We start from the raw sequence: 25,185 nt of genomic DNA, 5'->3' as shown, positions 1-25,185 counted from the left end.
CGTCGGGCGCCACGCGCCTCAGCGGTAGGTCCGCGCCTCGATCGGCGTGGTTTCGATGGCCGCCTGCAACAGCTCGAGAAAGGAGGACTCGGCGCGGTTCATGCGTGTCCTGGGGTTCCACACCACGTGCACGTCGATGGCGGGCAGAGCCTCGTGGGGCGGCAGCTGCCAGAGCAGCCCTTCGGCCATGTCGCGCGCCGCGACGTGGACGGGAAGCGAGCCCACGCCGAGCCCCGCGACGATCATCCGCCGCACCTCCTCAAGGTGGCTGGAGACGCCGATCACCCGCTCGCCGATCCGCGCCTCGGCGCGCATGAGCGTCACCGGGCGCAGCACGTCGCCCAGCCGGTCGGTCTCGAAGCTGACCGCGTCCTGCCCCGCCAGATCGCCGACGGCAAGGCCCTCTCGCCCAAAAAGCGGATGCGACGGGCCGCAGAAAAGGCCGAAATATTCGCGATATAGCCGGCTGTATTCAAGCCGCGGGTTGCGCTCGCGCACGAGGCAGACGGCGAGCGTCGCGCTCTTGTCGGTGACCCGCGCGACGGCCTCGGCGCTGGTGTGCACGTCGATGGAAAGCGTGGCCTTGGGGTGGCACGCGTGAAATTCCGCGAGCACCCGGTCGAAGAGCGGGCAGACCACGTGGCTGGCCACGGCGAGGCGGACATGGCCGCTGATCTCGTCGGGAAGCTCGCGCATGAGCGTGGCGATGCGCAGGATCGAGCCCTGGATGTCCACCGCCTCGCGCTTGAGACGCTCGCCCGCCTCGGTCAGGCGGAACAGTCCCGGGCCACGGTCGATGAGGCGCTTGCCGATGCGCGCCTCCAGCCGCTTCAGCGCCGCCGAAACGGAGGGCTGCGCCAGTCGCAGCCGGTTCGCGGCCTCCGTCACCGATCGCGATTCCGACAGCACGACGAAGGTGCGCAGGAGGTTCCAGTCCAGCTCTCGCATGGTGCGCTCGGGCGCGCGGCGATCGTCGGGCAGATCCATAGATCATAGACCCTATCAATAATGACAATTCTCGTTAACTATTTGATCTATACCCGGACGAGGGGTCAAGCTTCGCCCGAAACCGTCATTTCGAGGACTGTGCATGTCCGTCGAGGCCCGCGAAGCCCGCCAGCCCTGGATCCTGCTGTCGCCCGCACTGACGGCGGTCACCTTCCTGCTGTTCGTGCCGCTTCTCTTCATCGTGGTCTATTCCTTCTGGCTGAGCTCGGCGACGGGCGCGGACATTCCGGCGCTTTCGCTCGCGAACTGGCAGGAGGCGCTGACCGATGCGTTCTACCGCGACATCCTGCTGGGCACGCTGAAGATCGCCGGGATCACGACGCTCGTATGCGCGCTCATGGGGTATCCGGCGGCCTATTTCATCGCGAGGTCAAAGGGAAACAAGGCGATCCTTCTGCTTCTCCTGATCCTTCCCTTCTGGATCAGCTACATCATCCGCACGATGAGCTGGATCAACATCCTGGGCGTCTCCGGCGCGTTGAACTGGCTGCTGATGACCCTCGGGATCACCGCGGAGCCGGTGCAGATGCTTTACAACGAGACCACGGTGATCCTGGGCCTCGTGCATTTCCTGCTGCCCTTCATGGTGCTCAACGTGTTCGTGAGCCTCGACGGGATCGACACCAACCTCGAGGACGCGGCGACCTCGCTCGGGGCCACCCGGTGGCAGGCCTTCCTGCAGGTCACGCTGCCGCTCTCGCTCCCTGGCCTCGCGGCGGGCGGGCTGCTGTGCTTCGTGCTGGGCGCGGGCACCTACATCACGCCGATGGTGCTGGGCGGGCCGCGTGATGCGATGTTCGCCAACCTCGTCTACGAGGCGATCATCACCCAGCTCAACTGGCCGCTGGGCTCCGCGCTCTCGCTCATGCTGCTGATCGTGCTGGGCGCGCTGGTGCTGATCTACAACCGCTATCTCGGCATGGCGCAACTGGCCAAGGGGCTCGGCTGATGGGGGGGCTCGGCTGGAATCTCGTGCGTTTCTGGACGCTTCTGGTCTACGGCTTCATGTTCCTGCCGGTGGCCGTGGTGGTGCTGCTCAGCTTCAACGCGAGCCAGTTCGGCAGCTTTCCCATGACGGGCTTTTCGTTTCGCTGGTTCGTGGAGCTGGCGCAGAACGAGGCGATCCTGCGCGCCTTCCGCACCTCCATCGCGCTTGGGCTGCTGACGGCGATCATCTCCACCACGCTCGGCGTGCTCGCCTCGCTCGCGCTGGTGCGCTACCGGGTGCCGGCGGCGAACATGATCACGACGCTCCTGATCGCGCCCATCCTCGTGCCCGAGGTGGTGCTTGCCGTGGCGCTGCTGCTCTTCCTGAACTTCCTGGAACTGGGCAAGAGCTTCACGATGCTCCTTCTGGGGCACGTGATCTTCACGCTGCCCTTTGTGATCCTCGTGGTGCAGGCGCGGCTGGTGGCGATCCGCCGCGACGTGGAGGAGGCCGCGATGTCGCTCGGCGCCTCGCCGGTGCAGACCTTCTTCGAGATCACCCTGCCGCTCATGCTGCCGGCGGTGCTGGCCGGCGCGCTCTTTGCCTTCACCATCAGCTTCGACGACATCACCGGCACGCTGTTCTGGAAGCCGGGCGGCGTCGAGACGGTGCCCACGCAGATCTTCTCGTTGCTGCGGAATTCCATTTCTCCCGAGATCAACGCGCTCGGCACGGTCATGATCCTCATGACGGTGGGCCTGCCCCTTCTGGGGCTGGCACTGGCGCGGGCCCTCGCAACCAGAAGCGGCGGGTGAAAACCGCCGCCCCCAACCCCAGACCGACAAGGAGATGAAGATGACCAAAAAAATTGACGATACAACGCGTTACGAACGACTGCTGGAGCGTTACCGGAACGGCGACATCGACCGCCGGGGCTTTCTCGGCCTCATCGGCGCGGCGGGGCTGGCCTACGGGATGCAGACGCCCTTCGCCCGCTACGCCCACGCCCAGGACGTGAGCCAGATCCGCTTCGACGGCTGGGGCGGCGTGGTGTCGGAGGCGTTCCGCGAACACGCCTTCGACCCCTACACCGGCAAGACCGGCATCGAGGTGGTGGACGGCACCTTCTCGGGCGGGGACGAGTATCTCGCCCAGGTGCGCGCGAGCCAGCCGGGCGAGTACAACATCGCCCACCTCTCGGGCGTGTTCGACTACGCGCGGTACCGGAACTTCGACCTGACGACCGAGCTCGACCTGGCGAACATCCCCAACTTCGAGCTGGTGATGACGCGGCTCGTCGAGCCCTACCGCGCGATCACGCCCGACGCGCTGTCGGCGGTGCCCTACAATTACGGGACCACGGGGCTTGCCTACAATCGCGCGCACCTCTCCGACGAGGAGATGCAGGAAAAGGGCGCGCGCATCCTGATCGACGCGGCCTACGAGGGCAAGATCGGCGGCTGGTCGGACTGGCGCACGCGGATCTGGTACGGGGCGCTTCAGACCGGGCAGGACCCGAACGACATCCAGGACATGGACGCCGTCTGGGACGCGATCCGCCAGCACCGCGACCTCGCGCTGAAATACTGGGGCTCGGGCGCGGAACTGATGAGCCTTCTCGCCGAGGAGGAGATCTACGTCACCGAGGGCTGGTCGGGCCGGATCGCCGCGCTGCAGGAGCAGGGCCACGACATCGGCTATTACGACCCGCCGAGCGGGTTCGGCTGGCAGGAGTGTCTTTTCGTGATCAAGGGCTCGCCGGGCTCGGCCTGCGAGGAGCTTCTGAACTTCATGCTGGCGCCCGAAACCTCGATCGCGGTGGCCGAGGGGCAGAACTATCCGCCCGCACTCGACGGGACCAAGGTGGATCTCGGCGACAAGATCCCGACGCTGCCGGCCTACGACCCGACGGGCACGCTCTCGGGCCTCACCTTCGCCGATCCGGAATACTGGAACGGCAACGAGGCGGAGTGGTCCAAGCAGTTCAGCCGCGTGCAGCGCGGGTATTGAGGACAGGGCGCGGTCCCGGCGACGGGGCCGCGCCGGTCGAAGGGTCGCGGAATCGGTGCGCATGACGCGGCGCCGCGCCGGGCCCGGGCGGCAAGGGACGCGCGGCAGGCCGGGTGCCCGGGCCGGATTTCCGGGGGCGCGCGGCCGCCCCCGATGCAAGGAGGTTGTCTGAATGAGCTCTGTCCAGCTCAGCAACATCGTGAAGCGTTTCGGCAGCTTCACCGCCGTCCATCCGACCAACCTCGAGATCGAGGAGGGCGCCTTCGTCACGCTTCTCGGGCCGTCGGGCTGCGGCAAGACGACGAACCTGCGCATGATCGCCGGGCTTCTCGACCCCTCCGAGGGCGAGATCCTGATCGGCGGCAGGCGCATGAACGACGTGCCGATCCACAAGCGCAACCTCGGGCTCGTCTTCCAGAACTACGCGCTTTTCCCACACAAGACCGTGGCCGAGAACGTGGCTTTCGGTCTGAAATACCGCGACGTGGCGAAATCCGAGATCGCGGGGCGGGTGCAGCGGGCGCTCGACCTCGTGCAACTGCCGCAGTTGGGGGATCGCTACCCCAAGGCGCTGTCGGGCGGGCAGCAGCAGCGCATCGCGCTCGCCCGCGCCATCGTGATCGAGCCCGACGTGCTGCTTCTCGACGAGCCGCTCTCGGCGCTCGACGCCAACCTGCGCGAGGACATGCGCGTGGAACTCAAGCGCATCCAGGACCAGATCAACGTCACCACGGTCTTCGTGACCCACGACCAGTCCGAGGCGCTGGCGATGTCCGACCGGATCGTGGTGATGTCGGACGGCCGGGTCGAGCAGGTGGGCACCCCCGAGGAGGTCTACAACACGCCCGCGAGCGAGTTCGTGGCCCGTTTCCTCGGCGCCTCGAACATCCTGCCCGCGCGGGTCGCCGGCCGCGAGGGCGGCGCCGTGGTGCTGGAGGAGGCGGTCTTCGGCCGCATCCCCGTGCCCGCCGGGAAGGCGCCCCATGTCGGGAACGCGGGCGCGGCCAAGCTGGTGATCCGGGCCGAAAAGCTGACACTCGCCCCGCGCGGCGCGACGCGGGAGGGTGCGGCCTGCGTTGACGCCACCGTCGAGACGGTGGATTACCAGGGCCAGGCGGTGCGCTATTTCGTGCGCGCCGGGGAGCGCCAATTGCAAGCCATCAACATGATCGACGAGCATCCCTTCGCCGAGGGAGATGCCGTCACGCTGCACCTGCGTCCGCGCGACTGCGCGGCGCTGCCGGAGGGGTAGGCCCATGACCGAGCGTCCGCCATCGCATCTCTTCTACCAGGGCCGTCAGCGCCGCCCGGTGCTCGACCAGGCGCGCGGCATCTACATGTGGGACGTGGACGGCAAGCGCTACATCGACGGCTCGTCGGGCGCGATGGTCTGCAACATCGGCCATTCCAACCCGAACGTGCTGGCCGCCATGCGCGCGCAGATGGAGCGGTCCACCTTCGGCTACCGGCTGCATTTCGAGACCGAGGCGAGCGAGGCGCTGGCGCGCAGGACCGCCGCGCTTCTCCCGGGCGAGCTGGACCGCGTGTTCTTCGTCTCGGGCGGATCCGAGGCCGTGGAAAGCGCGCTGAAGCTCGCCCGGCAATGGGCGCTCGCCACGGGGCAGGGCGGCCGCTGGAAGGTGATCTCGCGCTTCCCGTCCTATCACGGCTCCACGCTCGGGGCGCTCGCGGTGACGGGCTACGACGCACTGACCGACCCGTTCGAGCCGATGATGCGGATGATGCCGCGCGTGCCCGCGCCGCGCGCCTATCTCGACGGGCTGGACCCCGCCGACCCGGCCACGGGGCGGCACTATGCCGACATGCTGGCCGCGAAGATCGAGGAGGAAGGCCCGGAAAGCGTGCTCGCCTTCATCGTGGAGCCGGTGGGCGGGGCCTCCACGGGCGCGCTGGTGCCGCCCGCGGGCTACATGGAGCGGGTGGCCGAGATCTGCCGGCATTACGGCATCCTGCTGATCTTCGACGAGGTGATGACCGGGGCGGGGCGCACCGGGCGCTTCACCGCCGCCGAGCACTGGGGGATCACGCCCGACATCATGGTGCTCTCCAAGGGCTTCGCGGCGGGCTACGTGCCCTTGGGCGCGATGGCCGTGGGCGCGCGGCTGGTGGAGCCCGTGCTCGACGCGGGCGGCTTCCTGCACGGCTACACCTATGCCGGCAACCCGCTCGCCTGTGCCGCGGGCCTCGCCGTGATCGAGGAGATCGAGCGCCAGGGCCTCGTGGAGAACGCCGAGCGCATGGGCGCGCGCCTCATGGAGCGGCTCGAGGCGCTCCGCCAGCGCTACCCGCTCATCGGCGACGTGCGCGGCAAGGGGCTGCTCACCGCCTTCGAGTTCGTGGCCGACCGGCAGTCGATGGCCCCCCTGCCGCCCGGCCGGGCGGCGTTTCACCGCTTCGTGGAGCTGGCCTATGCGCGGGGGCTCATCGTCTATTCGCGCCGCACGCGCGGCGGCTACGCCGGGGATCACGTCATCGTCGCGCCGCCCCTCATCGTCAGCGAGGCGCAGATCGACGAGATCGCGGGGCTTCTCGACGAGACGCTCGCGGAGTTCAGTGCCGAGATGGCGGCGGTGGCCTGATGCCGCCGATCCTGATCACCTGCGCGATCACGGGCTCGATCCACACGCCCTCCATGTCGCCCTACCTGCCGGTGACGCCCGAGGAGATCGCGGCGCAGGCGGTGGAGGCCGCGGAGGCCGGCGCGGCGATCCTGCACCTGCACGCCCGTGATCCCGAAACGGGGCAGCCCTCGGCCGATCCCGCCCATTTCCGCGCCTTCCTGCCGCGCATCGCCGCGGCCACCGACGCGGTGCTGAACCTCTCCACCGGGGGCAGCGCGGTCATGTCCCTCGAAGAGCGGCTCGCCGCGCCGATGGAGGCGCGCCCCGAGATGTGTTCGCTCAACATGGGCACGATGAACTTCGCCCTCTATCCCATGGCCGAGCGGGTGGAAGAGTGGATCCACGACTGGGAGAAGCCGTTCCTGGAGGGCTCCGACGACCTCGTCTTCAGGAACACGCCGCGCGACATCGCGCGCATCCTCACCGCGCTCGGCCAGGAGCGCGGCGCACGCTTCGAGTTCGAGTGCTACGACGTGGGCCATCTCTACATGCTGCGCCATTTCGCCGATCGCGGGCTTGTGGCGCCGCCCTTCTTCATCCAGTTCGTCTTCGGCGTCCTCGGCGGGATCGGCGCCGACCCCGAGAACCTGATCCACATGAAGCGCATCGCCGACAAGCTCTTCGGCTCTGACTATGCCTTCTCGGTGCTGGCCGCCGGGCGCTACCAGATGCCCTTCGCGGCGAAGGCTGCCGCCATGGGCGGGCATGTGCGCGTGGGGCTCGAGGACAGCCTGACCATCGGGCCGGGCGAGCTTGCGCAGAGCAATGCCCAGCAGGTGGCCAAGGTCCGGCGCATCGTGGAAGAGCTCGGCCGCACGCCCGCCAGCCCAGACGAGGCGCGCGAGATTCTGGGTCTCAAGGGCGCGGCGGCGACGGCGATCTGACATGACGGTTTCGATCCGCACCGCAGGGCCCGACGACATGCCGGCGCTTTCCGAGGGGCTCGCCCGCCTCTCGGCCGATCTGGGCGATGATCACCGCGCCGGGGAGGCGGAGCTTGCCGCCGCGCTCTCGCGCGGCGTGGCGCGCGCCCAGATCGCCGGCGACGCGCCGTCGGGCCTCGCGCTCTATTCGCCGGTCTTCTCCACCGTGGCCGGCGGGGCGGGGCTCTACGTCTCCGATCTCTGGGTGGCGGAGGGCGCGCGCGGCCGGGCGCTCGGGCGGCGCCTGCTGGCCGCGGCGGCGGCGGACGCGCGCCGCGAATGGGGCGCGCTCTTCCTCACCCTCGCGGTCTACGAGGACAGCCGCGCGGCGCGGGCCTTCTACGAGAGGCTCGGCTTCGCGCCCGTGACGGGGCAGACCCGCATGATGCTGAGCGAGGCCGGTTTCGCGGCACTGGAGAGAGAGCGATGAAAGCCGTTTTCGACGACCGCCAGTGGCGGCACGACCCGAAGTTCTTCATGGCGAACGGCACCCGCCTGCCGAGCCCCGAGCAGCCCGAGCGCATCGCCCGGCTGAAGGCGGCGGCGGAGGCGGCGGGCTGCGTCTTCGAGGCGCCGGCGGATCACGGGATGGGGCCGCTCGCGGCGGTGCACTCGCCGGAATACCTGCATTTCCTGCGCACCATCTACCCGCGCTGGCGGCGTATCGAGGGGGCGGGCGAGGAGGTCATCCCCAACATCCACCCGGCGAGCCGGGCCGACGGCTACCCGAAATCGGCGGTGGGGCAGGCGGGCTGGCACCAGGCGGACACGGCCTGCCCGATCGCCGAGCATACCTGGGAGGCGGCCTACTGGTCGGCGCAGACGGCGCTTTCGGCGGCCGATCTCGTGCTGGGGGGCGCGCGCGCCGTCTACGCGCTGTCGCGCCCGCCGGGCCATCACGCCTACCGCGATCTCGCGGGCGGGTTCTGTTTCCTCAACAACGCCGCCATCGCCGCCGAGCACCTGCTGCGCGCGGGGCGCCGCCCGGCGATCCTCGACGTGGACGTGCATCACGGCAACGGCACGCAGGGGATCTTCTATGCGCGGGGCGACGTGCTCACCGTCTCGATCCACGCCCATCCCGAACGCTTCTACCCGTTCTTCTGGGGCTACCCGCAGGAACGGGGCGAGGGCGCGGGGCTTGGCGCGAACCTCAACCTGGCGCTGCCGCGGGGCACGGACGACGCGGGCTACCTGGCCGCGCTCGACACCGCGCTCGCGCGGATCGACGCCTTCGGGGCGGACGTGGTGGTGGTGGCGCTCGGGCTGGACGCCCATGTGAACGACCCGTTCCAGGGCCTCGCCGTCACCACGGAGGGCTTCGGGCGGATCACCGGCGCCATCGCCGGGCTCGGGCGCCCGCAGCTCTACGTGCAGGAGGGCGGCTATCTCTCGCCCGATCGCGGGCCCAACCTGACCGCCGCGCTCTCCGGCGCCGCGGCATGCGCGCGCCCGACGTCATCGTCATCGGCGGCGGCATCGCCGGGGTGAGCGCAGCGGCCGAGATCGCCCGGGAGGCGCGGGTGACGCTTCTCGAGTCCGAGCCCGCGCTCGGCTACCATTCCACCGGCCGCTCGGCGGCGATCTTCATCCGCAACTACGGCAACGCGACGCTCCGCGCGCTCAACGCGCTGGCCGAGCCGGTCTATGCCGAAGCCTCCGGGATCTCCGACACGCCGCTTCTGTCCGCGCGCGGCGCGCTGACGCTGGCCTATGCGGGGGAGGCCCACGCCTTCGCCGACTACTGCGCGGAGGCGGACGGGATCGAGCGGCTGAGCGCGCGGGAGGCGGCGGAGCTCGTGCCGATCCTCGATCCCGGCCCGGTGGAGGCCGCCGCGCTGGAGCCCGACGCCCGCGACATCGACGTGGATCGCGCGCTCCAGGGTTATGCCCGTCTGCTGCGGGCGCGGGGCGGGCGGATCGTGACCGGCGCGCCCGTGACGGCCATCGCGCGGGAGGGCGGCGCGTGGCGGGTGGAGACCCCGCAGGGCGCGGAACGGGCGGCGGTGATCGTCAACGCCGCCGGGGCCTGGGCGGACGAGGTGGCGCGTCTGGCGGGCGTGGCGCCCCTCGGCCTCGTGCCGCACCGGCGCTCGGCGGCGATCCTGCCGCCGCCCGGCGGTCGTGACGTGGCGCGCTGGCCGCTCTTCGGCTCTGCCACCGAGACCTGGTACGCGAAGCCCGATGCCGGCCGGCTCATGGTCTCGCCGGCGGACGAGGACCCGGTGGACCCGCACGATGCCTGGCCCGACGACATGGTGCTGGCCGAGGGGCTCTGGCGCTACGAACAGGCGGTGACTGAGGCGGTGGAGCGGGTGGAGCGCAGCTGGGCCGGGCTGCGCAGCTTCCTGCCCGACCGCACGCCGGCGGCGGGTTTCGCCGCGGACGCGGAGGCATTCTTCTGGCTCGCGGGGCAGGGGGGCTACGGGGTGCAGACCGCGCCCGCCCTCGCCGCGATCGCCCGCCATCTCGTGACCGGCGGCGGCGCCGCGCCCGATCCCGCGCTCCTGCCCGCGCTGGCGCCCGCGCGGCTTGCAGCGGCGGGCGCACGCCACGCGCCCGAGGGCTGAGCCGCGCCGCAACGTGGGGCCTTCGAAGAGAGAGCGCGGGGGGGCGCCGGAGTGGCGCCCGCGTCGATGGCCCGGCCCTGGGCGGCCATCGCGCCCTTGCGCCCGGCCGATTTGACCCGGTTGCCCGCGTGTGAGACCTTTTCAGCCGTTCTGCAAAGGGTGGGGTGAGGGCCTATGGACGACGATCGACGCAGGAACGTTTTCGTCGCGGGGCTAGACCCGTTCAATCTCCGCCTTCTGAAAAACGTGCGTCATGCGGACGATTACGCGTTCCACACGCTTTTCGATTTCGACGAAATCACCCATGCCGAGCGTTTCGACATGGAAGCCTTGCTCGAAAAGGCGCGGGGCGTGCTGCGCGATTTCGACGGCTCGATCGACGCCATCGTGAGTTACTGGGATTTCCCGTCCATCGTGATGATGCCGATCCTGCGGCGGGAATTCGGTCTCCCGGGCCCCAGCCTCGAAAGCGTCCTGCGCTGCCAGCACAAGTACTGGAGCCGGAGCGTCCAGCGAAACGCCGTGCCGCGGCAGGTGCCGCGTTTCGCGCGCGTCGATCCCTTCGAGGCGGACCCGGACGCGCCGCCGCTCGACTATCCGTTCTGGCTGAAGCCGGTCGTCGCCCATTCCTCGATCCTCGGATTTCGGGTCGAGAACCGGGAGGACTACGCCCACGCGCTCGCGCAGACGCGGTCGGGAATCTCGCGGTTCGCGGAGCCGCTCGAGGTGCTGATGGGATATGCCGATTTGCCCGCCGAGATCGCCGAGGCGGGCGCGGCGCAGTGCATCGCCGAGGAAATCATTTCACAGGGCGCGCAATGCACACTCGAGGGCTACGTGTTTCGGGGCGAGACGGAGATCTACGGGATCGTGGATTCGATCCGGGGGCCGAACCGGTCCAGCCTGGAGCGGTACGAGTATCCCTCCGCGCTTCCCGAGCCGGTGAAAGCGCGCATGCGCGCCTCGGCCGCGGAGGTCGTCGCGGCCATCGGCCTCGACAATTCGCCGTTCAACATCGAGTATTTCTACCACGAGGAAGAGGACAGCCTGTCGCTGCTGGAAATCAACGCGCGCATTTCCAAGTCGCACAGCCCGATCTTCGACATGGTGGAGGGTGTGCCCCACAAGGAGGTCATGCTCGACGTGGCGCTGGGGCGAAAGCCCGATTACCCCGCCCGTCGCGGTGAATTCCGTTACGCCGCCAAGTTCATGCCGCGGCTTTACGGCCATTCCGACGACGAGGTCGTGACGCACGCGCCCGGCGAAGACAAGATCCGCGCCCTCGAGGAGCGTTTTCCCGGCGCGCGGATCCAGCTTTATGTGCAAGAAGGCTTGCGGCTGGGCGAGTTGAAGCACCGCGACGAATACAGCCACGAACTCGCGGCCATATTCCTGGGCGCGTCGAGCCGCGAAGCCTTGCACGCCGACTTCGAAGAGTTTTTCGACGCGATGGACATCCGTACGGCGGAAACCGGAAAGGAAGGGCATTGAGCGCGGCGGTCGGAGCCCGTCTGTCGCGCTGACCGGCAGCCCGGGAAACGCAGCCCGGCGCCGTCCCTGCGACCCTGGCCGGATTCGGTGCTCGCCATCATTCGGCAAGCCGTGCGTCCGCGTGGGAGTGCCCCTCATGGAAATGACATGTCCGGTCCGCTTGGGGCGTGGAATTCTCTTCTCGATATATTTTTGAAAAGTAAATGCAATTTCAGGTTATCTTTCCACGTAGACTTCTCGCGAAAGATGGCGATTTCGATGCGTTCCGAAATCGGACATCGCATTGAAGCTATTCAAAAATCTGCCCAAGTTGTGATGATTTGCTCCCGGCGGCCCACAACAAGGTTGAGAAATCGTTAACAAATGGTAAAAATAATTTCGAGGCAGGTCTCCGGCGAGAATGGCAGAAGCCACGCGGTGTGAAGGGCAGTGAATCGGGCACACTAAAAGCGTGTTCCTTCCGGGACGGCGCCGAGCCTTTTTCAAGATCTTCCTTCTGACCGGCCGACGCGAATTGAAAGGCGCCGCGGTCCCTCGCGGTGCGGGTCGAAACCGGGAGCGGGCACGATATGGCATCTTTTGAACTGACGTCCGGGGCGGATTTCTTCACTGGCGTGACCGGCGAGGTCAATGTCGTTTTCGGAACGATCGAAAACCTGTCGAATGCGGATGTGCTCACCGGCTCGTCCAGCCCGCAGGACGTCGATCGCCTGCGCTTTACGGACGGGGGCGTTCTCGTCGCCGACGATTTCGCCAATGTCGCCGGGTTCGAGCGCGTGGTCCTCACGGCCCCCACGGAACTCACCCTGCCGGACGCGTTCGTGGCGTCTGCCGACGCGCCGGCCTTCAGCCTGCTGGCAAGCGACGGGAACGACGTCATCGATTCCAGCGCCGTGTCGGCGCCCTCGATCCAGCTTCGCGTCAACCTCGGGCTCGGTGACGACAGCTACGCCGGTGGCGCGGTGGCCGAGCTGTTCCAGATCGCAGGCGGCGATATCACCTCGGGCGACACGATCGCCGGGGGCGCAGGCAGCGACACGTTCCAGCTCGACCCGGGCATGACGCTGACCGCCGCCGATCTCGCCAACGTGAGCGGTATCGACGTGTTCGAACTGGGGGCCGGCGCGACCGTCGAACTGGTAGACGGGCTGGGCGACACCGGTCAGATCAGCGTCACGGCCACCGGTCCAGGCGACGAGGTCGTGAATGCGAGCGGCGTTCTGGCGGACACGGTTCTCTACCGCGTCGGGGGCGGCACGGATCGCGTGATCGGCGGCGCGGGCCAGGATTTCTTCTTCGTGGACCCGGCCTCGGGCGATCTCGATGCCAGCGATGACCTCGACGGTGGCGCCGGCACGGACGTGGTGCGCCTTGTCGGCGGCGGCACGCTGAGCGCGGCCGCCATGTCGGCCTTCACGAATGTCGAGCAGGTGCGCGTCGGCGCGGACCCCGCCAACATCACGCTCGTCGAGACGATGACGTCCTCGGGACAGCTGCGTTACGCGGCGGAGGGCGGATTGCAGCAACTCGATGCGAGCGGCCTTGTCGACGTGCGCGTCGTGGCGGGCTTCGGCGCCGCGGCGGGAACCTTCGTTGGCGGCGCGGCGGGGGATGCCGTGCTCATCGACGCGGACGAATTCACGGTCTCCGACAACCTCGACGGCGGTGCGGGCGTGGATCGGCTCGTCGTGCTCGGCGCGGGATCGGTCAGCGCGTTCGACATGGTCAACGTGACCGGGTTCGAGCAGTTGCAGCTGCGCGGTGGGGCCGACGTGACGCTGTCCGATGGGTTCGCCGTCGGCTCCTCGCTTGCCGTGTTGCTGAGCGCCTCGGCCGATCGTGTCGACGCCAGCGCGGAAACGGGCGAGATCGTCCGCTTCGTGGGCATCGGCGCGGGCGATGACATGACGGGCGGCGCGCGCAACGACCGCTTCGAGATCGGGGCCGCCGGCTATGCGAATATCGACGGGGGCGGGGGCGCGTTCAACAGGCTGATACTGACCGGCCCGCTCGACACGCTCGATCTGACCGTCCCGGGGCAGCAGGCCGCGACGCGCAACATCCAGGTCGTGGATCTCGACGGCGTCGCGGGGTCGCTCACTCTCGACGTGGCCGCGATTACGGCCGTGAGCGGCGGAAACGAGATGGTCGTGATCGGCGGGGCCGACGATTCGCTCGACCTTCTGGGATTCTGGACGGAGCAAGGCACCGCCAGTTCGCCGGTCTCGGGCGAGCCGCTGCGGGTCTTCGTCTCCGACAGCGGCGAAACGGTCCTCGTTGCGTCGGACGTGATCGTCGATGCCGAGGGGCCCGAGGCGCCGACGGATGTCGAGCTGCTCAACGACACGATCGCCGAGAACGCACCGGGCGGTGTCGTGGGCGATATCGTCGTGACCGACCCCAACGAGGGCGACACCTTCACCTTCGAGCTCTCCGATGACCGTTTCGAGGTCGCCGGCGGGCAGCTGAAGCTCGTGGACGGCATCGCGCTCGATTACGAGGCCGAAACCCAGATCACCCTCAGCGCGCTCGTGACCGACAGTGACGGGCTCACCTTCCTCGCCACCGGCACGATCGAGGTGCTGGACGTCGATGAGTTCGACGTGACCGTTCCCGTGGACGTGGACGCCTCGGAGAACGGGGTGACGGAGGGCACGGCCGCCGGCGGCGAGGCGGTCGGTATCACCGTCTTCGCCGGGGATGCGGACGGCTCGGACACGGTGAGTTACGCGGTGGACGACGCCCGCTTCGAGGTGGACGCCGCGGGCGTGGTCCGTCTTGCCGCCGGCGCGGTGTTCGACTTCGAGAGCGAGCCGACGGCGGACATCACGGTCACGGCGACCTCGACGGACGGCAGCACGGCGGACACGCTCTTCACCGTCTCCGTGGCGGACGTGAACGACGAGGCTCCGGTGTTCTCGGGCGCGGCGTCGGCGTCGGTTGCGGAGGGCGGTCTTCCGGTTCTGACGCTGTCGGCGACGGATGTGGACACGGTGGGCGGCCCGGTGAGCTTCGAGATCACGGGCGGCGCGGACGGGGCGCTGTTCGAGCTGGTGAACGGGAACGAGCTGCGCTTCGCGGCGGCGCCGGACTTCGAGGCGCCGGGCGACGCGGACGGCGGCAACGACTACGAGGTGGAGGTGACCGCCTCGGACGGCGTGAACGCGACGGTGCAGTCGCTCACGGTGACGGTGACGGACGAGAACGAGGCGCCGTCGGTGGCGCTGTCGAACGTGGTTTCCGGGATCGCCGAGGGGACGGACACGAGCGTGGGCGTGAAGGTCGCCGACATCGCGGTAACGGACGACGCGCTCGGGACGAACGCGCTGTCGCTCGCCGGTGCGGACGCGGGGGCCTTCGAGCTGCGCAACGGGGGCACGGAGCTCTTCTACGTCGGCGCGAGCCCGGACTTCGAGGCGCAGGCGTCCTACGACGTGACGGTCGAGGTGGACGACGCGGGCCTGGGCGGCGCGCCGGACGACACGGCCCCGCTCACCCTGGCGGTGACGGACGAGAACGAGGCGCCGCTGCCCCAGGACGACGCCGTGGGCGTGACCGAAGACGTCATGACCACCGCGGCGGGCAACCTTCTGGCGAACGACGACGACCCCGATGCGGGGCAGACGCTGGCCGTGGCCGAGGTGGACGGAACCGCGCCCAGCGGCGGAGAGATCGTCGTGGTCGGTAGCCACGGCACACTGACGGTGGACGCGGCGACGGGAGCCTACAGTTACGCGCTCGACAACGCGGCGGCCCAGGGTCTCGCCGCGGGAGAATCGGTGACGGACGTGTTTACCTACGCCGCCGTCGATGACGGAACACCCACAGAGAGCGCGTCGGCGCAGCTGACGGTCACGGTGACGGGCACCAATGACGGCCCCGTGGCCAATGCCGACGCCGCACAGGTCACCGAAGACGCGGCGCAAACGGTCGCAGGCAACGTCCTGACCGGCGAAGGCCCCGGCGACCAGGCCGACAGCGATGTCGACACGGCGGACACGCTTGCCGTGGCCGCGGTACAGGGTGCGGCCCTGAACGTGGGCGCAACGGTGTCCGGGACCTATGGCGACCTGACGCTCGGTGCGGACGGCGCTTACACATACACGCTCGGCGTGAGCGCGGCGCAGCAGGCGGCCGTGAACGCCCTCGGCGCGGGCGACGCGCCGGTGGAGATGTTCTCCTACCGCATCACCGACGGGGAAGGCGGGTCGGACACCGCGGTTCTGGCCGTGACGGTCAATGGCGCGAACGACGCGCCGACCCTCGCGGTCTCGCCGCTTTCGGGCACGGTGACGGCCGGCGTCGCCGAGGCGGTCGCCGGGGCGGCCACCGGCAGCGACCCGGAGGGCGGGATCGCGCGCATCACGCTCGGTCTCTCCGTGGACGCCAGCAGCGTGCCCGGCGACACCGGCCTCGACGCGGGCGACGCGGTTTTCCTCGATGCCGGGTTCCAGGGCTTCCTCGAAACCCTGGGCTTCACCTTGAGCGGGGACGGCAACGCCGCGGACTTCGTGATCGAGGCGCCATCGGGCAGCCCGATGTCCGCCTCGCTCGCCCAGTCGGTCCTCCAGCAGGTGCAGGTCATCGCCGGCGAGACGGATTTCGGGTTCAACGCGAATGACCGGGTGGTCACCGTGACCGTCACCGACACATCCGGCGCGACGTCCGCGCCCGTCGAGGTGACCTTCGCCGCCGTGGCGAACGTGACGGACGGCGACGGCGCGGGCAGCTTCACGGGCGGCAATCTCGACGACACCATTTCGGGCGCGGGCGGCGACGACACCGTGATGGGGGGTGGCGGCGACGATTCCATCGACGGCGGGGACGGCGTGGACACCGCCGCCTATGCCGACCTGCGCGCGACCTACACCGTCACCACGTCGGCGGACGCCTCGGGCTTCGTCACGGGCTTTGCGAGCGTCGAGGACACGGACGGGGCCGCAGGCAGCCCGGCGGACGAAGGCACCGACACCCTAACACGCGTCGAGGTGCTGGATTTCGCGGATGCGGAGCTTCGCCTCGACAGCGCGGTGCAGCTCTTCTCCGGCACGCCGGGGGCGACGACCCTCGCGGGCACCTTCGCCACCATCCAGGCGGCGATCGACGCCGCGGCCGAAGGCGACACCATCCTGGTGAACGGCGCGGGCGGGCCGGGCGAGACGGCCTATTCGGGATCAGAGACGCTCGTGCTCGACAAGGGCGTGACCATCCGGGGCCTCGGCGACGTGAGCGTCGCGGGCATCGACGTGACCGGCGGCGGCGCCGGGCAGTCGGTCGAGATCGGCAATGTCGACGTTCTGGCGACGGACGGGGCGGGCGTCTCGATCGACGAGGGCGCCGACTACGACAGCGTGGCCTTTCGGGACGGCGACGTGACGGGCGGGGCGAGCCACGGCCTTCTGGTGGGCAGCGGCGCGAACCCGGTCGAGGCGGCCAACACGGCGGCCGATGTCGACGCGATCGTGATCGAGAACGCGGCCTTCAGCGGCAACGGAAGTTCGGGCTCCAACGGCTCGGGCGCGCTCACTTTCTTCGGCTACACGGGTGGCGTCACGCTGACCGACGTGACCGTCACCGGCGGCGCGGGCGCCGACAACGGCATCCAGCTTCGCGGTCTCGACACGCCGGGGCCGGCAGGCACGATCACCCTTTCGGGCGTCACGGTGACCGGCGCCTTCACGAAGACCGGGGTGGCCATCTACAACTTCACCGACCTCTCAGGCCTGACCTTCGCGGGCGCGGATCCGGCGGGATCGCTCGACATCGCCGTCACCGCGGCCTTCGCCGGGCTCAACATCGACGGGATCGGCGGCGATCTCGACGCGGGCGCGGCGCCGGGACTGCGCGTCACGAATGCCGCGGCCACGGCGCCGGAGATCTCGGTGGGCGCGAACGGCGCGGACGAAGCGAACGTCTTTACCGGCGACGACGGGGCCGACGTGATCTCGGGCGCCGCGGGCGACGACACGCTGGACGGCGCCGCGGGCGACGATCTGCTCCTCGGCGGGGCCGGGGCGGACTCCGCCAGCGGCGGCGCGGGCGCGGATTCCTTCATCCAGTTCAGCGGCGAAGGCGCGGGCGACACGCTCGACGGGGGCGACGACGCGGACGCGCTGCTGCTGCTCGACGCGGATGCGGGCGACGACGCGGTGGGCGTGAGCGTGTTGGGCGGCGTCATCACGTCGCTCGACGGGGCGAGCCTCTCCTCCATCGAGGCGGTGACGGCCCATGTGGACACGACGCCGGGCGCGGGCGGCACCCTGGCGCCGCTTGCCGGGGATACCGGCTCCGATACGCTCGACTATAGCGGCACCACCGAGTCCGTCGCCGTCGCCCTGGGCGCGGGCACGGCCACCGGCTTCACGCCGAGCGCGGCTGCCACGGCGGCGGGCGCGCCGGCCACGGCGATCTCGGGCTTCGAGAACGTCACCGGCGGCTCGGGGGACGACGCGCGCGCGGGGAACGCGGGCGACAACACGCTCGACGGCGGCGCGGGCATCGACACGGCGAGCTACGCCGGCACGCTCGATGAGGCCGATATCGTGCTTTCCGGCACGGGCTGGGAGGTTTCCGCCGGCGCCGAGGGCACCGACCAGCTCGAGGGCATGGAGACGATCGCCCATGCCGGCGGCGCGATCCACCTCGTGGGCAATGGCGGCTTCGCCACGGTGCAGGAGGCGGTGGACGCCGCCCAGGACGGGGACGTGATCCTGATCGCGCCCGGCAGCTATGGTGAGGATGTCTCGCTCGACGTGGCGGTGTCGCTGATCGGCGCGGGCGCCGACCCGACGGAGGTGACGCTGGGTTCGCTCTCCACGGCCACCGGCGCCTCCGGGCTCGACGCGGCGACGGGCACGCTCCGGGTCGAGAACATGACGCTCGACGCCGCGGCGGGCAGCGCCAATGTGGGCCTGCGCTACACGGGCAGCCGCGACGGCACCGCCAACCCGCTCGCCGCGCTGGTCGTCGCCGACGTTGCGATCACCGGCTACGACCAGGCGGGCGTGCTGGTGAACGGGGGCGGCACCGGTCTGTCGGTCAGCTTCACCGACGTGGACCTCAGTCAGAACGGCCTCGCGCCGACCTCCGGGGGCTCGGGCGACATCACGCTCTTCGAGTTCCTGGGCGACGCGGACTTCCTCCGGGTCACCGCCGAAGGCTCCGGCAGCGGGGACAACGGCATCCAGGTCGCCGGCTACGACGACGGCGCGGGCGACACCATCGACGCGCCGATCGGCGACGTGACCTTCACCGACGTCCAGATCACCGGCGACTACGCCAAGACGCTGGCCTATGTGCACGGCTACAACGACCTGGCGGGCCTCGACTTCTCGGGCGGGCTCACGCTGAACGGCAACGCCGCGTGGACGGGCCTTTACGTGAATCCGACCTTCGGCGCGAATGTCACCGGCTCGCCCACGCCCTCCGCGATCGACCTGACCGGCGTGAACGTGACGGGCGGCAGCTACGGCACCAGCCCGGCCTTCGCGCCGCTCGGCAACGCGGGCACGGTCGTCAACGGCGTTGGGACCGACGGCACGATCATCGGCTCGGACAGCGATCCGGGCGGCTTCGTGGGCGACGCGCTGATCGGCACGGCGGCCAGCGAGACGATCGAGGGCGGCGCGGGCGACGACCTGATCTTCGGCGGCGGCGGGATCGACACCCTCTCGGGCGAGGCGGGCGACGACACCTTCGTGCACTTCACACATGTTGCCGGGCCCGGCAGCACCGCGATCGTCGACGGCGGCACCAATGGCGCGGGCGGGGACACCGTGATCTTCTCTGCGGTCTTCCCGGACGGGTCGCTCGGCCCGGCCGATGGCACGGCCGACCCGGTCACGAGCTTCCGCAACATCGCCATCGACGCGCCCGTCTCCGGGGGGGTGACGATCCAGGATTTCACCAACGGGGTTCAGGCGAACGACATCGAGAACATCCGCGTGTTCCTGGGCGATGGCGGTTCGGACGTATTCGTCAGCGGGGATCTCGCGGTCGAGGGGGTGACCGACGTCTTCGTCGGGCCGGATGACGCGAGCGGCCTCGGCGGGGGCGGACACGATCGCCTGATCGCGTGGAACCTCGCGGCCGGCGACGCCGTGACATTGACCTTCGAGTCGGGCGGCGGCAACGACTCCTTCGCCGTCAACGACGGTGCGGCCGGATATACCTACCACGCGGGCGAAACGGGCGAGAGCGCCTTCTCCCTGCCGGCCTGGGGCACGCTGGTGGGCGCCGCAGTCGATTACTCGGACTTCACAACCGGCGTCACGGTGGACCTGAACGACAGCGGGTCGGGGCAGAGCGCGACGGGCTTCGCCGCGATTTCGGGCGTGGAGAACGTGATCGGCTCGGCCCAGTCCGACAGCATGACGGGCAACGACGAGGACAACCTCTTCGCCACCCAGGGCGGCTCGGACACGGTGTCGGGCGGCGCGGGCGACGATATCGTGGATGTGGTCGGCAATGCGGCCAGTTACAGCTACGCCGTCGCGGCGGACGGCGCGGTGACGATGGACAACGGCACGGACGCGATCGAGATCGCGGCCGATGTCGAGACGCTGCGCTTCGACGACACCGACATCGACCTCACCGCGCCGGTGCGCGTGGTGGACGGCTCCGGCGCGCTCGTCGGGGCCTACGCCGGCATCCAGGCGGCGGTGGACGCGGCCTCGACCGCCGACGGCATGACGGTGCAGATTCTTGGCCAGCCCACCGCCTTCGACGAGACGGTGGACACCCAGGGCAAGGCGCTCACCTTCCAGGGCGTCACCATCGACGGCAACCGCGCGGTGATCGCGCCGGCCTCGGGCAACGCGTTCACGGTCGATCAGGACACCGGCGGCGGGAACCTCTCCTTCGTCAACCTCGACATCGCGGGCGGCACGAACGGCATCTTCCTCGACGAGGTGGCCAATGTCGGCACCCTTACGGTGGAGGACGGGGCCCTGAGCGGCCTCGGCAACGTGGCGCTCTACGTCACCGGCGACACGGCGCTCGGCCTGATGGGCGCGGCCGCCGTGGTGGTGACGAACGTCGCCTTCTCGGACAACGGGGCAGGTGGCGGGAACACCGCCGATGCGAAGCTCTTCGGCTTCTGGGGCGATGCGAGCTTCACCGACGTCACCTTCGACGGCGCGGCGAGCGGCGCGGCCACGGCCGACCGGCCCGACAACGCCATCGAGATCACCGGCAACGTCGCGGGCGGCAGCGCTGTCAACGGCGGCACGCCGCCGGATCTCGGCACGGTGAGCCTCGCCAACGTCACGGTCGCGGGCGCCTATCACAAGAACCCGGTCGCGGTGTTCAACTTCGGCGAGATCGACGGGCTCTCGATCTCGGGCCTCGATTTCTCCGGCGCGGAAAGCGCCTGGGGGCCGCTCTTCAACATCGACGGCGTGACCGACGCCACGATCGACGCCACCGCCTACGGCATCACCTACCCCGCGGGTTCCGGGATCGTGGCCGAGCTGCAGGGCGAGAAGATCGACCAGGCCGATGTGAACACGACGATCATCGGCACGGCGGCGAACGAGCGTCTGCACGGCAAGACGGGCGACGACAGCCTGTCGGGTGGCGCGGGCGACGACGAGCTTTATGGCTCCGAGAAGCCCGGACAGCCCACCGTGGCCGAGACGGGCAATGACGAGCTGACGGGCGGCGCGGGCGACGACTACCTCGACGGCGGGCTCGAGTCGCTGAACGGCGCGGCCGACCCGGGCGAGGGCGACGTGGCCGTCTATCTCGGCGGCGCGGCCGACGAGATCGGCACGGCCGACATCTCGGCCGTCTCCGGCACGGAGCCGGTGGGCGGCGCCGCGTTCGACGGCTGGCAGGTGGACGCCACCGGCCTCGCCACGGGCCAGGGCACGGATACGCTGAAGGATATCGAGATCGTCGAGACCCGCGACGGCTCCGGCACGCTGGTCTCGCGCACCCTCCTCGTGGGCAACGGCGGCTTCGACACCATCCAGGAGGCGGTGGACGAGGCGCAGGCCGGCGACACGATCCTCGTCTCCGCGGGAACCTACACCGGCCAAGTGGTGATCGACGGCATCGACGAACTGACGTTGATCGGTCAGGGCAACGTGACGGTCGAGGCGGACGCCGCAGCGGTGCAGACGTCGACCACAGGCTCGGGCCGCGGCGTGTGGGCGGTGGTCGACGTGATCGACTCCGCGAACGTCCAGATCGAGAACGTCACCGTAGACGGTGACGGACAGGCGGGCGTCGTCACCGGTGGCGGGAATTTCGTGGGCGTGAACTACCGTAACGCCTCCGGCGGCCTCACCGACGTGAACGTGACCGGCATCCGCGATGCCTACCCGGGCGGGACCACGGTGGACGGCTTCCCGGTGGTGTCCGGCAACCAGCGTGGCGTGGGCGTGCGGGTGGACAACGACACGCTCATGTCCTTCGGCATGTCGGGCGGCACGATCGAGGACTTCCAGAAGAACGCGACCGCATTCCGGCAGGCCGACCTGGATGTGTCCGGCGTCACCGTGCAGGGCGGCGGCGCGCAGCCCGTCATCGCACAGAACGGCATCCAGACGTCGGGGTCCACGGGCTCGATCTCGGGCATCGCGATCAACGGGATCGGCTATGCCGGGTCGGACTCGGTCTATTCCGGCGCGATGCTCCTGTTCGATAGCACGGATCTCTCGGTGACGGGCAACCAGATCACCAGCCCCAACGGCGCCGAGCCTGCGACCAAGGTCATCGGCATCTATGTTGCCGACAGTTCCGGCGCCGTCTCGGGAGGCGAGATCTCCGGAAACAGCATCGACGGCACCGATGTCGGCATTCTCGCCGTCGGCGAGATCACGCCCGATCAGATCCTGATCGAGAACAACGCGGTCACCAATGTCGACGTGACCGATAGCTACGGCGTCGGGGTGTGGCACCAGGCGACGGATACGCTCACCACGCCCTTTGCGGTCGAAGGCAGCGATGCCGACGACATCCTGCTCGGCGCGGCGGCGAACGACAGCCTCACCGGCCTCGACGGCGACGACCAGCTCGACGGCGGTGGCGGCGCAGACACCATGGACGGTGGCGCGGGCGACGACAGCTTCGTCGTGGACGACGCCCTCGACGTGGTGCTGGAGGCCGCGGGCGAGGGCAGCGACACGGTCGAGGCCTCGGTGGACTACGTGCTCGCCGTGGGTGCCGAGATCGAGGCGCTCGTTTCCGGCGGATCCGGGCTCACGCTCACGGGCAACGAGGTCGCGCAGGCCGTGACGGGCGACGCCGGCGACAACGCGCTGAACGGCGCGGGCGGCGACGACACGCTTTCGGGCGGCGCGGGCGCGGATACGCTCGACGGCGGCGCCGGGTCGGACACGCTCTACGGCGGCACCGACACGGCGGACGACGCGAACACCACCGTTGATACGGCCACTTACGGCGCGGGCTTCACGCTCTCGTGGAACGAACCCGCAGGCGCCTGGGAGGTCACCGACGGCACCGACACCGACACGCTTTTCGGCATCGAGCGGGTGGAGATCGGCGGCGAGACCGTCCTGCTGGTGGACGACGCGGCCAATGGCGGCTTCTCGAGCCTCGCGGAGGCGGAAGCGGCGGCGGTCTCTGGCGATACGATCCTCGTGGCATCGGGCAGCTATGCCGGCGCGGCCCTCACGAAGGCTGTGACCGTCATTGGCCAGGGCGACGGCGCGACCGCTGCCGACACGGTGTTCACGAGCGGTCTCTCGGTCGACCTCGCCGCAGACAACGCCTCGGGCGAGGTGGCCTTCCAGGATCTCGCGGTCGAAGGGGCCGGCATCACGGCGGCGGACCAAGAGGTGTTGGGCACATTGCGGATCGAGGGCGTCCGCGTGGAAGGCGCGGGCGGCTCCGGTCTGCTCGTGTCGGGTCGCAAGGCCAGCAGCGCCTACGATCAGGCCGGGGTGCAGAGCGTGGTGCTGATCGGCTCCAGCTTCATCGACAATGCGCAAACCTCGTCGAACGCGGGCAATATCGTGTTCTTCGAGTTCGACGGCGATGCGACGATCACGAACGTCACCTCGTCGAACGCGATCTCGGGCGCGACGAGCGCGGACTACCTGTTCCAGATGGCAGGCTTCGACGGTCCGCTCTACGACCAGCTCACGCCGACGCCGGGATCCTCGGTCGGAAGCTACGACGTCCTCACGCCCATCGGCACCGTGACGATCGACGGCCTCACCCTGTCAGGCGAGGCGCGGAAACCGGCGTTCTACGTCCAGGGCTACACGGACATGACGGGTCTTTCGGTCGCGAACTCGAGCGTGGACGTGGACAGCACCTTGTGGGGTACACCGGTGGGCATCGACCCGATGGCCGACCAGTCGCCCAGCGGCACCCCCAACACGGCGGCCAATCCGGGCTCGTTCTTCGACGAGACGGCGGCGGACGGCAGCGTCGATCTGAGCGGCTTGACGGTGACGCTGCCCGCCGGGCAGATCGTCTTCATCGACGGCACGACGCAGGCGGACAGCATCGTCGGCACCAATGCCGATGACCTGATTAACGGCTTCACCGGTAACGACACCCTCGACGGCGGCGCGGGGGACGACCTGTTCGTCTGGACGCCGGGCGACGGCGACGACTCGGTGATCGGCGGGGCCGACGACGACACGCTTCTGGTGGACGGCAGCGGAGCAGGGTCGGGCAACTTCGCGCTTGGGGCCGCCTCGTTCTCCTACGAGCCGGTGCCGGCGAGCTTCTCCGACACGGTGACGTTCTCGGGCATCGAGACGCTCGACGTCTCGGGCAGTGCCGCTGCGAACAGCTTCGGCGTCACGGGGCTCACCGGCGGGACGGTCTTCGCCATCGACGGTGGCGGCGGGAATGACCTCCTGTCCTTCACCGACCATACCGCTGCGGTGACCGTCTCGCTTACAACCGGCACGTTCCAGGAAACCGGCGCGGCGCCGGTTCACGAGGTGACGGGGATCGATCGCGTCTTCGGCACGGATTTCGGCGACGCGCTGACCGGCGACATGGACGCCAACGAACTCGGCGGCGGTGCTGGTGACGACACGCTGCTCGGCCTCGACGGCAACGACAGCCTGTTCGGCGGGGCCGGTGCCGACGAGCTTTTCGGCGGCAACAACGACGACCTCCTTTACGGCGGCGCCGGGGCGGACACGCTGAACGGCGGCACCGGCGCCGACAGGTTCGAGTTCCGCGCCCCCGACGAGGGGACCGACCTCATCGCGTCCTACTCCACCGCCGACGGCGATGGCATCCGGATCGACAAGTCGGCCTTCGGCGCCCTGCTCGATGCGGAAACCGCGGGGCTGCTCGATGCGAACAACTTCGTCAACGCCTCGGTGGACGCCACGACGCAGACCTATTTCGGCGCGACGCCAGGCGAGGCGACCTTCATCCTCGACGACTTCGCGACGACGCGCGCGCTCTGGTTCGACGAGGACGCCGACGGCGTGGCTGACTACAAGCTCGCGGAGTTCAACTCGGCTTCCGTGCTCACGGGGTTCAACGAGGGCGACATCGAGCTCTTCTGAGCGGCGAAGGCCCCCGGCCACGGGAGCGCAGGATGATCGCCAGGGGGGGGGCGGCGTTTCGCGCCGCCCCCCGGGTCTTGCGGGCGCTTGCCAAATCGGTCACGG

At 69.6% G+C, this 25,185-nt stretch carries 12 protein-coding genes; 11 read left to right on the top strand and 1 reads right to left on the bottom strand.

Features of this window, described 5'->3' with window-relative positions; all coding sequences use genetic code 11:
• Positions 1–18: 18 nt before the first annotated feature.
• Positions 19–987 carry a LysR family transcriptional regulator gene (locus tag AB6A65_RS00355; RefSeq protein ID WP_371036364.1) on the bottom strand — a complete coding sequence of 323 codons (969 nt, stop codon included), beginning with the start codon at positions 985–987 and terminating at the stop codon, positions 19–21.
• Between the two features lie 103 nt (positions 988–1,090).
• On the opposite strand from AB6A65_RS00355, the gene AB6A65_RS00350 reads away from it, so the two are divergent.
• The 11 genes from AB6A65_RS00350 to AB6A65_RS00300 all read left to right on the top strand — a co-directional run bounded on the left by AB6A65_RS00350 (position 1,091) and on the right by AB6A65_RS00300 (position 25,080).
• A complete protein-coding gene (locus AB6A65_RS00350) occupies positions 1,091–1,957 on the top strand; it encodes an ABC transporter permease (protein ID WP_371036363.1) in 867 nt (288 codons plus the stop codon).
• Positions 1,957–2,751, top strand: coding sequence for an ABC transporter permease (locus AB6A65_RS00345; protein WP_371036362.1), 795 nt, complete (start codon positions 1,957–1,959; stop codon positions 2,749–2,751). The genes AB6A65_RS00350 and AB6A65_RS00345 overlap by 1 nt, the downstream gene beginning before the upstream one ends.
• 52 nt (positions 2,752–2,803) lie before the next feature.
• Positions 2,804–3,946: a PotD/PotF family extracellular solute-binding protein gene (locus tag AB6A65_RS00340; RefSeq protein ID WP_371036802.1), complete on the top strand. Its 1,143-nt coding sequence runs from the start codon at positions 2,804–2,806 to the stop codon at positions 3,944–3,946.
• 172 nt (positions 3,947–4,118) lie between these two features.
• Complete coding sequence (locus AB6A65_RS00335) at positions 4,119–5,198, top strand: ABC transporter ATP-binding protein (RefSeq protein ID WP_371036361.1); 1,080 nt, start codon at positions 4,119–4,121, stop codon at positions 5,196–5,198.
• A gap of 4 nt (positions 5,199–5,202) precedes the next feature.
• Positions 5,203–6,546, top strand: a complete 1,344-nt coding sequence (locus tag AB6A65_RS00330; protein WP_371036360.1) for an aspartate aminotransferase family protein — start codon at positions 5,203–5,205, stop codon at positions 6,544–6,546.
• A complete protein-coding gene (locus AB6A65_RS00325; protein ID WP_371036359.1) occupies positions 6,546–7,472 on the top strand; it encodes a 3-keto-5-aminohexanoate cleavage protein in 927 nt (308 codons plus the stop codon). The genes AB6A65_RS00330 and AB6A65_RS00325 overlap by 1 nt, the downstream gene beginning before the upstream one ends.
• Before the next feature lies 1 nt (position 7,473).
• Positions 7,474–7,941: a GNAT family N-acetyltransferase gene (locus tag AB6A65_RS00320; RefSeq protein ID WP_371036358.1), complete on the top strand. Its 468-nt coding sequence runs from the start codon at positions 7,474–7,476 to the stop codon at positions 7,939–7,941.
• On the top strand, positions 7,938–9,002 hold the full coding sequence (locus tag AB6A65_RS00315; protein ID WP_371036357.1) for a histone deacetylase family protein: 1,065 nt from the start codon (positions 7,938–7,940) through the stop codon (positions 9,000–9,002). Before AB6A65_RS00320 ends, AB6A65_RS00315 begins: the two co-directional genes overlap by 4 nt.
• Entirely contained in the window at positions 8,954–10,081 is a 1,128-nt protein-coding gene (locus AB6A65_RS00310; RefSeq protein ID WP_371036356.1) for an NAD(P)/FAD-dependent oxidoreductase, read from the top strand. Before AB6A65_RS00315 ends, AB6A65_RS00310 begins: the two co-directional genes overlap by 49 nt.
• Positions 10,082–10,255: 174 nt before the next feature.
• Positions 10,256–11,572 (top strand): acetyl-CoA carboxylase biotin carboxylase subunit family protein, encoded by a 1,317-nt coding sequence (locus AB6A65_RS00305; RefSeq protein WP_371036355.1) that lies wholly within the window; start codon positions 10,256–10,258, stop codon positions 11,570–11,572.
• Between the two features lie 569 nt (positions 11,573–12,141).
• Positions 12,142–25,080, top strand: a complete 12,939-nt coding sequence (locus AB6A65_RS00300; RefSeq protein WP_371036354.1) for a VCBS domain-containing protein — start codon at positions 12,142–12,144, stop codon at positions 25,078–25,080.
• Positions 25,081–25,185: the final 105 nt, after the last annotated feature.

Origin of the sequence: Rhodosalinus sp. FB01, assembly GCF_041365715.1 — a bacterium.
Lineage (GTDB): Bacteria > Pseudomonadota > Alphaproteobacteria > Rhodobacterales > Rhodobacteraceae > Rhodosalinus.
The sequence above is the reverse complement of the archived record's forward strand: the minus strand, read 5'-3'. Positions and strand labels throughout refer to the sequence as shown.